The sequence below is a fragment of the Microbacterium sp. HM-570 genome (assembly GCF_054165885.1).
Genome location: NZ_CM135111.1, coordinates 2,738,055 through 2,750,892, shown reverse-complemented (window position 1 = coordinate 2,750,892; position 12,838 = coordinate 2,738,055). Strand labels below are relative to the sequence as shown.

Annotated in this window: 12 protein-coding genes and 1 riboswitch; of the genes, 9 read left to right on the top strand and 3 right to left on the bottom strand. The window is 69.7% G+C overall.

Annotation, left to right across the window (positions count from 1 at the left end; genetic code table 11):
* The first annotated feature begins 67 nt into the window (after positions 1-67).
* Entirely contained in the window at positions 68-415 is a 348-nt protein-coding gene (locus ACT9TC_RS13185) for a PadR family transcriptional regulator (RefSeq protein WP_458040929.1), read from the top strand.
* Complete coding sequence (locus ACT9TC_RS13180) at positions 412-792, top strand: hypothetical protein (RefSeq protein WP_458040928.1); 381 nt, start codon at positions 412-414, stop codon at positions 790-792. The genes ACT9TC_RS13185 and ACT9TC_RS13180 overlap by 4 nt, the downstream gene beginning before the upstream one ends.
* A gap of 72 nt (positions 793-864) precedes the next feature.
* Here the strand turns inward: ACT9TC_RS13180 and ACT9TC_RS13175 are convergent, their stop codons facing one another.
* A complete protein-coding gene (locus ACT9TC_RS13175; protein WP_458040927.1) occupies positions 865-1,329 on the bottom strand; it encodes an aromatic ring-opening dioxygenase LigA in 465 nt (154 codons plus the stop codon).
* Positions 1,330-1,460: 131 nt separating this feature from the next.
* Here ACT9TC_RS13175 and ACT9TC_RS13170 point away from each other — a divergent pair, with 131 nt between their 5' ends.
* Positions 1,461-2,255, top strand: a complete 795-nt coding sequence (locus ACT9TC_RS13170; RefSeq protein ID WP_458040926.1) for a transglutaminase-like domain-containing protein — start codon at positions 1,461-1,463, stop codon at positions 2,253-2,255.
* A 44-nt stretch (positions 2,256-2,299) separates the two neighbouring features.
* Positions 2,300-2,887, top strand: coding sequence for a hypothetical protein (locus tag ACT9TC_RS13165; protein ID WP_458040925.1), 588 nt, complete (start codon positions 2,300-2,302; stop codon positions 2,885-2,887).
* A gap of 154 nt (positions 2,888-3,041) precedes the next feature.
* On the opposite strand, the gene ACT9TC_RS13160 is transcribed toward ACT9TC_RS13165, so the two are convergent.
* Together ACT9TC_RS13160 and glyA are read right to left on the bottom strand one after the other, a co-directional pair.
* A complete protein-coding gene (locus tag ACT9TC_RS13160) occupies positions 3,042-3,926 on the bottom strand; it encodes a bifunctional methylenetetrahydrofolate dehydrogenase/methenyltetrahydrofolate cyclohydrolase (protein ID WP_458040924.1) in 885 nt (294 codons plus the stop codon).
* A gap of 309 nt (positions 3,927-4,235) precedes the next feature.
* The gene (glyA, locus tag ACT9TC_RS13155) at positions 4,236-5,510 is read right to left on the bottom strand and encodes a serine hydroxymethyltransferase (RefSeq protein ID WP_458040923.1); all 1,275 of its coding nucleotides are present in this window, start codon (positions 5,508-5,510) and stop codon (positions 4,236-4,238) included.
* 35 nt (positions 5,511-5,545) lie between these two features.
* Positions 5,546-5,630, bottom strand: a riboswitch (ZMP/ZTP riboswitch).
* Between the two features lie 104 nt (positions 5,631-5,734).
* Here glyA and ACT9TC_RS13150 point away from each other — a divergent pair.
* The 5 genes from ACT9TC_RS13150 (at position 5,735) to ACT9TC_RS13130 (ending at position 12,827) form a co-directional block, all read left to right on the top strand.
* Complete coding sequence (locus tag ACT9TC_RS13150) at positions 5,735-7,288, top strand: family 20 glycosylhydrolase (protein ID WP_458040922.1); 1,554 nt, start codon at positions 5,735-5,737, stop codon at positions 7,286-7,288.
* Positions 7,285-8,583, top strand: a complete 1,299-nt coding sequence (locus ACT9TC_RS13145) for an N-acetylglucosamine-6-phosphate deacetylase (protein WP_458040921.1) — start codon at positions 7,285-7,287, stop codon at positions 8,581-8,583. The genes ACT9TC_RS13150 and ACT9TC_RS13145 overlap by 4 nt, the downstream gene beginning before the upstream one ends.
* 512 nt (positions 8,584-9,095) lie before the next feature.
* Complete coding sequence (locus tag ACT9TC_RS13140; protein ID WP_458040920.1) at positions 9,096-10,958, top strand: sigma-70 family RNA polymerase sigma factor; 1,863 nt, start codon at positions 9,096-9,098, stop codon at positions 10,956-10,958.
* A gap of 22 nt (positions 10,959-10,980) precedes the next feature.
* Entirely contained in the window at positions 10,981-11,397 is a 417-nt protein-coding gene (locus tag ACT9TC_RS13135; RefSeq protein ID WP_458040919.1) for a YrdB family protein, read from the top strand.
* Positions 11,394-12,827, top strand: coding sequence for an FAD-binding oxidoreductase (locus ACT9TC_RS13130; RefSeq protein WP_458040918.1), 1,434 nt, complete (start codon positions 11,394-11,396; stop codon positions 12,825-12,827). The genes ACT9TC_RS13135 and ACT9TC_RS13130 overlap by 4 nt, the downstream gene beginning before the upstream one ends.
* The last annotated feature ends 11 nt before the right edge of the window (positions 12,828-12,838 follow it).

Genomic DNA, 12,838 nt, shown 5'->3' with positions numbered 1-12,838 from the left:
TCACGCCCGAGCGAAAGGGTTTCAGGAACTATTCCAGTTCATAACTAGTACGTGATACGTTCTAGTTATGAGTTCGGATAGATCGATCGGCGACTGGTTTCGGTCAGCGCTCCCCCTACTCCTTCTCACTCACCTGTCCACCGGGCCCAACCACGGGTACGGCCTGATGGAGTCGCTGAGAGCACAGGGGTTCGAGGTGAAGGGGGCCACGGTGTACCCACACCTCAACCGACTGCAGGAAGACGGCCTGATCGAGTCCGCGTGGCATGCCCCCGACAACGGGCCAGCCCGCAAGGTCATGACGATCACGGCATCGGGTCGGGATCGACTGCTCGTGCTTCGCGACGACTGGATCCGATTTCGAGACGATATCGACACCGCGCTGAGCGCGACCGCACAAGGAGAAACCGAATGACCTACTACGCCGACCTCGCGGGTGCCCTGCGGGCACGCAAGAACACCGAAGCGCAGGTTCTCGATGTTCTCCTGACGGTCAGAGAAGCAAGTACCGCCAGTGGCGCCGCACCCGAGGCCGAGTTCGGACCCGCCCCGGAGTATGCGCAGAACTACACGGGCTCGCGCAATATGACGTCAGCCCAGGTCATGTATGCGGCCGCCCTGGTCGCTTCGATCGTCACACTCGTGGTGCTGCGGATCACGGTCTTCCGCGGAGTCGAACTCCTCCCCTGGGGTGCGCTGCAGGGCATCGGGGTATTCGTCGTGATCGGCGTGATCGGCGAGGTCGTCACGAGAAAGTTGAGCCGCAGGCTGCCCCGGGGATTCCGGCCGTGATGAGCGCGACGAGCGTGCGGGCGCGCTGACACTCCGCCTCGGCGCAGGTGGAGCCAGCGCAGCCGACGTCGCCTAGTTCTCGCTCGCGCGGCGCAGCTGCGATCCCACGACCACGAAGAAGGCGCCGAGCCCGGCGACGAGCGCACTCACGCCATACGCGAGCACAGAGGTCATCAGTGAGGTGCGGAGCGACGCCGCGGTTGCCAGTGCGGCGCTCTGACCGCGCAGCTTGCCCTCCTCCTCACTGCCCTTCTCGACGGTGCGGAGCGCGTCGCTGATGTCGGCGAATGTGCGTCCACCCGCCCCGCGTTCGGCGTTGCCTCTAATCACGACGGCCTGGACATAGGCGGTGACCGGGCCCCGCACGGGCCTGCCCGCAAGAATCGGCGCGTTGCCCGGGACGGTGATCTTCTCGGCGCGCAGCTGCGTGGTCACGGCGAACCAGGCCCCCGAGCCCGCGACGGCAAGAAACGCGCCCGCGGCGACCGTGAGTCCGCCGACGCGGCGCAGGGCAGAGATCGGAGGGAGGGATGCCATGGGGTGTCCTTTCGGGCGCGGATGTCTCCACGCATCCTGGCATGCGCCGCCGCGTTACCGCGCCCTCGAAAGGCCGTCAACCCCCCGCATCCGTTCATACGAATGACACACCGCGCTGTCATGATCGACAGATGAAGCGAGACGTCGGCGCACGCATGACACTCACGGTCACCCAACCGGCCGAGTTGATCTTCTCGATGGCTGTCGCAGCGGGTGCGGATTTCGCATCCGAACGACTGCTCGTGAGCCTGGACGGCGCGGCCGTCGAGGCCGAAGAATTCGTCGATTCGCACGGCACGCGCCTGCACCGGGTCGAGGTCGGCACGGGCGAACTCGAGGCGAGCTACACCGCGACCATCCTGGGGCAGATGCCCGAAGAAGAGCTGGTCCCGACCGACCTGATCCGCTACCTTCGGCCGAGCCGCTACTGCGAGTCCGACACCCTCGCGCCGACCGCGGCCGCGGAGTTCCAGGGCCTCGAGGGCATCGATCTGCTCGACGCGGTCAGCTCGTGGGTGGGCACACGCCTCTGGTACGTCAGCGGCTCGAGCCTGCCGACAGACGGCGCCGTGCGCACGCTGCTCGCCCGCCAGGGAGTCTGCCGCGATTACGCGCACCTCTGCGTCGCGCTGCTGCGGGCTCGCAATGTGCCCGCGCGGCTCGTCTCGGTATACGCGCCGGGCCTGTCGCCCATGGACTTCCACGCCGTCGCCGAGGCCTACGTCGACGGAGCCTGGCACGTCGTCGATGCCACAACCCTCGCGCCCCGCAGCACCATGGTGCGGATCGCGACCGGGCGCGACGCATCCGACACCGCGTTCTTGACCACGCAGCGCGGGGGCGTCGACTTCCACTCGCTCGAGGTCACCGCGGTCGTCGACGAACTGCCGAACGACGACGTCACAGCGCTGGTGCGCCTGGGCTGAGCACGAGGTCGCATCCGCCGGCGGGCGCGTGGCACGCTGGAGCCATGCGCAAATGGATCGTGCGGTTCGTCTCGCTGTACCTCTTCAACCTCGTCGTGCTGTGGCTGATCGGGCTGCTGCTCGCGTCGGTGTCGGTCGGCTGGGCTGCATTCTGGGCTGCGATCGTGCTGACTGTCGCGACACTGTGGATCAAACCGCTCATCACCCGGTGGTTCCGGGGCATGGCCGCACGCTCGGCGAATCAACGCACCAAGATCGGCGAAAAGCTGACGCAGTACGTCCTCGTGCTGATCGTGGCCGTGGTCGTGTGGGTTCTCGTCGTTCTGCTGACGTCGGTCCGGGTGGAGGGCTGGTTCTGGGGCTGGGGTCTGCCGCCGGTCGCACTGCTGATCGCCTGGGCGATCTACGACGCGATCGATGACCGTGTCGAGGCGCGCGCCGGGCTCGTCTACGACTCGGCGGCCGCAAAGCTGGGTCGGCACACGAAGGTCAAAGGGACGACGGATGCCTCGGCGACGCCGACTTCCAAGGAACAGATCTCCGGGACACCGGGCGCCGGCGCATCCGATCGCCACGGGCTGAAGGACGGCCTCACCGACGAGCAGCGCCGCATGCTCGACGAGCTCGGCTGAGGCGGCTCGCGCAGCCGCACGTCCACCCGCCGCGCGCGCACCGCAACAGGTCACTTCGACCAGCTCAGTGACCGGCCCGCGGGTACCGAGAGCGGATGCAGCGCCCGCAGCTGCCCGGGGCCGGCCGCGGCGCGTCAGGCGACGGAGCGCTCGGTCAGGCGACGGAGCGCTCGGCGGCCTCGACGACGTTCGTCATGAGCAGGGCGACGGTCATGGGTCCGACGCCGCCGGGGTTGGGCGAGAGCCATCCGGCGACCTCAGCGACGGCGGGGTCCACGTCGCCGTAGACGGCCGACTTGCCCGTCTCGGGGTCGGGCTCGCCGCGCGTCACGCCGACATCGAGCACCGCGGCACCCGGCTTGACATCTTCGGCGCGCACGAGGTGCTTGACCCCCGCGGCCGCGACCACGACATCCGCCTGACGGATGTACGACGGGATGTCGGGGGTTCCGGTGTGGGTGAGCGTCACGGTCGCGTTGACCTCGCGGCGCGTCAGCAACAGGCCGATCGAACGCCCGATCGTGACACCGCGGCCGACGACGACGACGTGCTTGCCCGCGAGGTCGTAACCGCTGCGGCGCAGCAGCTCGATGACCGCACGCGGAGTGCATGGGAGGGGCGACGTGATCTCGCTGTTGACGTTCAGCACGAGACGCCCGAGGTTCGTCGGGTGCAGGCCATCGGCATCCTTGTCCGGATCGATCCGCTCGAGGATCGCGTCGGTGTCGAGGTGCTTCGGCAGCGGCAGCTGCACGATGTAGCCGTGGCACGCGGGGTCGGCGTTGAGATCGTCGATGACCTTCTCGACGTCCTGCTGCGTCGCGTCGGCGGGCAGTTCGATCTGGATCGAGTTCATCCCGATCGCCTCGGACTGGCGGTGCTTCATGCCCACGTAGAGCTGCGATCCGGGGTCGGCGCCCACCAGCACGGTCGCGATCCCGGGCGTGACGCCGCGGGCCTTCAGCGCTGCCACGCGTTCAGTCAGCTCGCCCTTGATCGCCTCAGCCGTTGCCTTACCGTCAAGCTTCTTCGCCGTCATCGTGTCTCCCATCGTCGGTCGTCCGCGCCTCTTCGCTGCGGGACTGCGCTGTGTCGGACCGAGCACCTCACGGGTCGGCCAAATACCTATGTCGATAGTTACTCTACCGGCGCCGGCCAACCGCCGATAGGTTCACAATTCAGTCCATCGGCGGGGCAGTCCCACCTCGACTCGCGGAATCACGCGAGGTGCGGCTGGGAGCGCCTACGAGCAGACTGAATTGTGAGCGCGCCGGACGACGGATGCGGCGGACAGATGCCACGACGGATGGCCCGGTCAGGCCATCCCCGCGGCGCCAGCCGACCGGCGCTACTGCTCGAGCCCGGGGTACAGCGGGAACGCGGCCGTCAGCGCGGCGACACGCGCCCGCAGCGCCTCGACCTCGGAGTCCGGCAGCAGCGCGAGCGCGATGATGTCGGCGACCTCGGTGAACTCCGCGTCGCCGAAGCCACGTGTCGCGAGGGCGGGTGTGCCGATACGCAGACCCGACGTCACCATCGGCGGACGCGGGTCATTCGGCACCGAGTTGCGGTTGACGGTGATGTGGATGTCGTGGAGAAGATCCTCGGCCTGTTGCCCATCGATCTGGGCATCGCGAAGGTCAACGAGCACGAGGTGCACGTCGGTTCCGCCCGAGCGGACGCCGATGCCCGCGGCCGAGACATCCGGCTGCGTCAGGCGCTCGGCGAGGATGTGCGCGCCGCGGAGCGTCCGCTCCTGGCGGTCACGGAACGCGGGGGTCGCCGCGAGCTTGAACGCGGTCGCCTTCGCGGCGATCACGTGCATGAGCGGCCCGCCCTGCTGGCCCGGGAACACCGCGGTGTTGATCTTCTTCGCCAGATCCGCGTCGTTGGTCAGGATGAATCCGGACCGCGGGCCGCCGATCGTCTTGTGGACGGTCGACGAGACAACGTGCGCGTGCGGGAACGGTGAGGGATGCAGCCCCGCGGCGACGAGCCCCGCGAAGTGCGCCATGTCGACCCACAGGTACGCGCCGACCTCGTCGGCGATCTCGCGGAAGCGGGCGAAGTCGAGCTGACGCGGGTACGCCGACCACCCGGCGATGATGACCTTCGGCTTGTGTTCGACGGCGAGCGCGCGCACCTCGTCCATGTCGATGAGGGATGTCTCGGGGTCGACGCCGTACGCGACGATGTTGAACAGGCGGCCCGAGAAGTTGATCTTCATGCCGTGGGTGAGGTGCCCACCGTGGTCGAGCGAGAGGCCGAGCAGCGTGTCGCCCGGGCGGGCGATCGCGTGCAGCACGGCGGCGTTCGCGGTTGCGCCCGAGTGTGGCTGGACGTTGGCGAAAGCCGCACCGAACAGGCTCTTGGCCCGCTCGATCGCGAGCTCTTCGGCGACGTCGACCTCTTCGCATCCGCCGTAGTAGCGGCGTCCGGGGTAGCCCTCGGCGTACTTGTTCGTCAGCACCGAGCCCTGCGACTCGAGCACCGAAACGGGCACGAAGTTCTCGGATGCGATCATCTCGAGGTATCCGCGCTGGCGGTCGAGCTCGCGCTGCAGAACCTGTGCGATCTCGGGATCGACTTCGGAGAGCGGGGCGTTGAAGAGCGGATCGGTCATTGCAACCTCCAGAACGACGGCATCGGCAGAAATTCCGCATCGGCCCAGGCGAACGGCCGAATACCGTAGTCAGTCGCTCCCCGGTGGTCACCCACCCGAACGCCAGTCGCGACACCGCGAGTCTAGCGGATGCGCCGACATCCGTTCTCTCCCGATGTCCCCCGATGACGGCCGCGAGAACCGCGGCGTAGCGGCCGGGCTCGGGGTTTGTTAGGTTTCCTTACATGATCCCCTATCCGGCGCATGTCGAGCCCGGTGACGGGGCGCTGCTTCTCGACGCGGCACTCGTGATTCACGCGGGGGCAAGGGCATCGCACGAGGCACAGGAGTTGGCGCGGGCCATCACGGTACGAACCGGGCTGACGCCGACGGTACGGACGTCCGAAGCCGCCGACACATCTCCCGGCCCATCGACGATCCGGCTCCGCCTCGACCCGGACACCGGGCTCGGTGCGGAGGCGTACACGCTGCGGACGGATGCCTCGGGTGCCGAGATCGTCGCCGCCACGACCGCGGGCCTCCAATACGGAGCCCAGACGCTCGTCCAGACGATCGCGACCCCCACCCATGACGCGACCCCCACCGACGACGCGACCCCCACCCATGACGCGACCCCCACCCACGACACGAGCTGGCACCTCCCCCACCTGACGGTCGAGGATGCCCCGCGCTTCGCCTATCGCGGCATGATGCTCGATGTCGCGCGGCAGTTCTTCTCCGTCGAGGACGTGTGCGCCGTCATCGACCGGGCCGCGAGCCTCAGACTCAACCACCTGCACCTGCACCTCAGCGACGACCAGGGATGGCGCCTGCAGATCGACGCCTGGCCCCGGCTGACCGGGCCCGGGACCGACGCGTCCGGGGGCTTCTACAGCAAGGACGACTACCGGCGCATCGTCGAGCACGCCGCCGCCCGGCACATGACCGTCGTGCCCGAGATCGACATGCCCGGACACACCCACGCGGTCGGCATCGCGTACCCCGAGCTGGTCGAAGCCCCGGTGATCACCGAAATGTTGCGCGCGCAGGTCGCCGAACTCGGTCAGGCCGTGCCCGAGACGGGTGTGCCGTTCACGGGGTGGGCGGTGGGGTTCTCGTCCCTGCGGATCGGCGATGAGACGGTCGATCGGTTCGTGCACGACGTGCTCCGCGAACTCGCCGAGCTGACGCCCGGGCCATACCTCCACATCGGGGGCGATGAGGCCCTCGGCACCGCGCCCGCCGACTTCGCCGCGTTCGTGCGCCGCACCGCCCAGGTCGTCCGCGAGGTCGGCAAGGTCCCGATCACCTGGCAGGAAGCCGGGGCCGCCCCGGAGCTGCCGGCGGGCACGATCGGGCAGTACTGGGGCTTCGTCGCCCCGCAAGATGGCCACGACGACCTCGCGCGCGCCTTCGTACGAAACGGTGGCGGAGTCATCCTGTCCCCCGCGGACGCGGTGTACCTCGACATGAAACCCGATGCCGAGAGCACGCTGGGGCTCATCTGGGCGAACGGGCACACGAGCCTCCGCCGCGCCTACGACTGGGAGCCGCTCGCGGTAGTCGAGGGGCTCACCGAACACGACATCCTGGGGGTCGAGGCGGCTCTCTGGACCGAGACCGTCGAGACTCTCGCCGACATAGACGCCCTCGTCTTTCCGCGGATCGCGGCCGCCGCGGAGATCGCGTGGTCCACCCCGCCCGCGATGTCGTCGGCGCGCACGTGGGCGTCCTTCCGCGAGCGGGTCGATGCCCTCACCCCCGCCTGGCGGGCCGCGGGAATCGGTGGGGCGCAATGAGCTTCATCGTGCACTCGGCCCGGCTGGTGGCGCCCACCGGGGCCACGGCGGCGGGCAACACACGCGCCGGCGGCGCATCGTCCGACATCGTGCGGGACGAATCGGATGCCTGGCTGCGCGTCGACGGCGGGATCATCACCGCACAGGGAACGGGCCACGCCTGGCGTGCCGCAGCGCACGACCACGACCGGATCGTGGATGCCGCCGCCACGGCAGGCCCGGGCGCGGTGCTCACACCGGGCCTCATCGACATCCACGTTCACGGTGGCGGGGGCGCGTCGTACGACGGCATTCGCGCCAGCGCTCGTGGGGCCTCTGACGGCGGGGAGGCGACCAGCGGTGCGGCCGAGGACGACCCGGATGCCGCGATCGTCCACGCCCTCGCGACGCACGCCGCGCACGGCACAACGCGCGCGGTGCTCTCGCTCGTCACCGCACCCGTGGCCGACCTCGAGCGGCGCGTCCGCCGCATCGCGCGACTCAGCGAGACTCAGCCGGGCATACTCGGTTCGCACCTCGAGGGGCCCTTTCTCGACCACGACCGCCGCGGCGCGCACGACCCCGCGGATCTGAGGGCGCCGAACGCCACCGACGTCGAGCGGCTGCTCGGCGCGGGTGCGGGGACGGTGCGCCAGGTGACGCTCGCGCCGGAGAATCCGGGCGCGATCGAGGCGATTCGCCAGATCGTCGCGACCGGCGCGGCAGCCGCAATCGGGCACACGGGCGCGGATGCGGCGACGGCCCGTGCCGCGTTCGACGCGGGAGCCACGATCGTGACCCACGCTTTCAACGCCATGCCGGGCCTGCACCATCGCGAACCGGGGCCCGTCGCCGCCGCCGCGATCGACGAACGGGTCACCCTCGAGGTCATCGCCGACGGTGTGCACCTCGACCCCGCCGTCGTGCGCCTGCTGTTCCGCATGGCGCCCGGACGCATCGCGCTCATCACCGACGCAATGGCCGCGGCGGGCGCCGACGACCGCGACGCGAACTGGCTTCTCGGGTCGCGCGCCGTCGAGGTACGGGATGGCATCGCACGACTCCGCGGCAGCGACACCATCGCCGGATCGACCCTGACATCGGATCGCGCGTTGCGGGTCGCCATCCGATCCGGCGTGCCCCTGACGGACGCGGTACGTGGACTGACGGCAACGCCCGCGCGCGCCGTCGGACACCCCGAACTCGGGACATTGGATGGCGGGGCCCCGGCGGATCTCGTCCTGTGGGATCGGGACTTCGCCGTCCGCGCCGTGTGGCGGGCGGGCGAACCCGTGCCGCGGGCCGGCGCGTCCTGACCTCGTCTTCAGCATCCCCATGCCTCGGATCGGGTTCGCGCCGGCTGCTTCCCCATGAGTCCCGCGGCGTCGAGATGAGGCGGGGCGTGGATCCGGATCGGCCTCCCCCCGGATGACCTTCCGAAAGCCACGCCCCGCAGCTGCGACGTCCAGCGCCGCAGCGACTTCGCACCATCCCCCCGGAAGGAGCGAAGCGCGTCTCTCACCCAAGAGATGCCTGACGAGGGAGTTCATTACGCGAGTTGTGGAATCTTTTTCGAGTCACCCGCGAAGGCGCCCCTCCCGCTCGGGTCCCCGTACGTGGACAATGGGGAGAACTGCGTCATAAAACGGCTGCCATCGCGTCTCTCTGAGTGAGACGAATACCGGGCACCCGTCCTCTGCGGCGGGGACGTTCTCGGGAACGACAGATCCGATGGGCTGTTCGATTCGGCGAACTCAGCCCACCCGGGAGCGGGCCGCGCGAAACGGGCCGCGGGAAACGGGCGACACGACACCTACGGGGATTCTGCATGGAGAACGACGAGGGCGACACGACGCCGACAGGCGACGGCGACGCCGACCTCGTTCTGCGTGCGCGCTCGGGCGATGGCGAGGCCTATGCCGAACTCTGGCGACGTCACTTCCGGTCCGGCATCACCGTCGCACGATCGATCACGAGTTCTCTCGACGCCGACGACCTGGTGCAAGAGGCCTATGCGCGGATTTACCAGTCCATCCGCAAGGGCGGCGGGCCCACGGGGTCGTTCCGCGCCTACCTCTTCACGAGCATCCGCAACACGGCGGCGGGATGGGGTCGTGCCCGCCAAGAGACCACGATCGACGAGCTCGATGCCGTCGCAGACCCCGCCTCGACGCCCGAGGCGGCGGCGGACGCACTCGATCACGGACTGACGCATCGCGCGTTCCGCAGCCTGCCCACACGGTGGCAGGAGGTGCTCTGGTACTCCGAGATCGAGGGCATGAAGCCCGCCGAGATCGCACCCCTGCTGGGCCTGAAACCGACGGCCGTGGCACAGCTGGCGTTCCGCGCCCGCGAAGGCCTCCGCGAGGCATGGGTGCAAGCGCATCTGCAAAGCGTCGTCGACGGCTCGGACTGTCAGTGGACCATCGAACGATTGGGCTCCTACGCGCGCGGCAACCTGGGACCGCGCGATACGCGTCGCGTCGATGAGCACCTGCACGAGTGCGCACGGTGCGCGATCGTCGCTGCGGAGGCGAAGGATGTCTCGTCCCGCCTCGCCCTCGTGTTGCTCCCCCTCACGATCGGCATCGCGGGCGCATCGAGCTACCTCGCGGCGTTGCAGGGCGGAGGCGCCCCGATCGTCGCCCTCGCGGCCATGCCGTCGACACTGACGCCCGGTGCGGTCACCGTCGCGGGCGGAAGCGGCGTGACGACGAGCGGTGCGGGCTCTTTCGCGGGCTCCTTTGCCGGCGGCTCTGTCGGGACGGCGGGCGGCGCGGCTTCGGGTGGCGCTGCGGCCTCGAGCGGCGCTGCGGCTTCGAGCGCCGGTGCGGCGGCAGGAGCCGTTGCCGCGGGCACGGCGACGGCCGGCGCGGCAGGGATCTTCTCGGCCGCGGGGGTCGCGGTCGCAATCGCGGTGGGCGCCGTGGTCGTTACCGGATCCGTCCTCGGGGTCACGCTGGGGCCGTCCTTCTTCGCACCCACGACAGCCGAGCCGGGTTCGGTCGCGGCCGTGGCGTCTCCCTCACCGTCGTCCGCGCCCTCACCATCGGCTCTGCCGTCCACGGAGGCCAGGGAGGTTCCGGTTGACAGTTCGCCCGGTCCCGCCGTAGAACCGGTGGCCCCGGTCTCACCCCCCAGCCGTCAGGCCCGCCCGCCGTCATCGAACCCAGCACCGAGCACCGACCCGGCTCCCCCGCCGACGTCCTTCGATCCGGTAGACCCGGTCGATCCCGTCGATCCCGTCGACCCGGTCGACCCCGTCGACCCGGTCGATCCGGTTGACCCCGTCGACCCGGTCGATCCCGTCGATCCCGTCGATCCCGTCGACCCGGTCGATCCCGTCGACCCGGTTGACCCGGTTGACCCCGTCGATCCCGTCGACCCCAACCAGCCCGCAATTCCCCCGGGCGGGCCCACCGAGTTCTCCGTCACGAGCACGTTCACCCTCGCCGGAGCCACCCTGAACATCTCCGTCGTCGGAGAAGAGGGCGCCACCCTCTCCGTGGACGTCGACGGGACCATGCGCTCCACCGTCATGCTCGGCCCGGGCGGCGTCGGCGAGTTGTCCGTGCCGTTCTCCCTCCTCGAATACACGCTCGCGCCGGTCACCGTCCGCTACGTCCCGACGAGCGGATCACCGATCGAAGTCGAGGGTTCGTCCGCGCTGGTCTGGGATCTGACGAACTGACCCCCGCTCGTAGACTGGAACGATGACCGATTCGTCCGCGCTCGACGGCGCACCCCAGACCGCAGCGACCCCCGCGGGTGGTACGGGACGAGCGCCCGGCACGGTCGAACGGCCTGGAGTGATCGATGTCGTGCGGCTCCTGACCGAACTCGTCGCGTTCGGAACCCTCGCGCTGTGGGGCTTCCTCGCGTTCGCCTTCCCGTGGAATCTCGTCTTCGGCATCGGCGCCCCCGTCTTCGCGATTCTGCTGTGGGCGCTCTTCCTGTCGCCTCGGGCAGTCATCGCCGTGCATCCGTTCGTCGCCGCCATCATCGAGCTGTTGATCTTCGTCAGTGCGACGCTCGCGTGGTGGAGCATCGGCCAACCGTGGATCGGATTGGCGTTCGGCGTCGTGGCGGTCGCCACGGGACTCGTGGTCGGCAGACGGCGATTCGCGTGACATCCGATCTCGACGTCGCCGTGCATCCCGACGCCGCACCCGAGAACGAGGTCGTCGCGCTTCTGCGCGCCGAGCTCTCGCACCGCGTCGACACGGTCGTCGACACGGTCGTCGACACGACGGATGCCTCGCTCGAGGCCGCCCGCGCCGACAAATCCGGTCATCGCTCATCGGGCCGGCCGCTCGCCGTCGTCCATGCGGCGTCGGTCGACGATGTGCAACGCACGATGCGCATCGCGACCGCGACGCGGACCCCGGTCGTCACGCGCGGCGCCGGCACGGGTCTCGCGGGGGCCGCGATGGGCGGACCGGGCGAGATCGTGCTCTCGATGCGATCGATGGACAGAATCCTGGAGGTGCGGCCCGACGATCTGCTCGCGGTGGTCGAGCCCGGCATCATCAATGCCGACCTGAACGCAGCGCTTGCGGCGCACGACCTATGGTGGGCCCCCGACCCCGCGAGCCGCGCGATCTCGACCGTCGGCGGCAACATCGCGACGGGCGCCGGAGGGCTCCTCTGCGCCAAGTACGGCGTCGTCCGCGACGCGGTGCTGGGTCTCGACGTGGTGCTGGCCGACGGGCGCCTGCTGCGGCTCGGGCACCGCACCGTCAAGGGCGTGACGGGCTTGGACCTCACGTCGCTCATGATCGGATCCGAGGGCACCCTCGGCGTCGTCGTGGGCGCGACCCTCAAGCTGCGCCGCCTCGTGCCCGGCGACGTGTGCACGATCGCCGCGACGTTCCTCGACGTCCAGTCGGCGGCGCGGGCGTCGGCCGCCGTGACCGCCTCGGGCGTGCAGCCCGCGATCATGGAGCTGATGGATGCGACGAGCCTCGCATCCGCACATTCCTATCTCGGCATACAGCCGCCAACGCCCGGCGCCGCGCAGCTGATCGTGCAGACCGACGGCCCGGCAGCGACGGCCGAGGCGAACGCGATCGGCGCAACATTGTCGGCGAACGGCGGCAACGTCACGGTCACGCGTGATCGGGACGAGGGCGAACGGCTGCTCACGATCCGGCGCTCGATGCATCCGGCTATGGAGGCGCTCGGCAAGACGACGTTGATCGAGGATGTCTCCGTCCCGCGCAGCGCCCTCGCGACGATGTTCGACGAGATCGCGCGCATCGAGCGCGAGTACGACGTGACGATCCCGACGATCGCCCACGCGGGCGACGGCAACCTCCACCCGAACTTCGCGTTCGACGGCGAAGAGGTGCCCGACCACGTCTGGGCGGCGGCGGATGCGCTGTTCCGCGCGGCGCTCGCGCTCGGGGGCACCCTGACGGGCGAGCACGGCATCGGCACGCTCAAGCGGCGGTGGCTGGCAGACGAGCTCGGCGACGACCAGTGGGCCCTGCAGCGCGACATCGCGCGGGTATTCGATCCGCTCGGCATCCTCAACCCGGGTAAGGTCTTCGCGCCCTGAGCGCCGGGTCC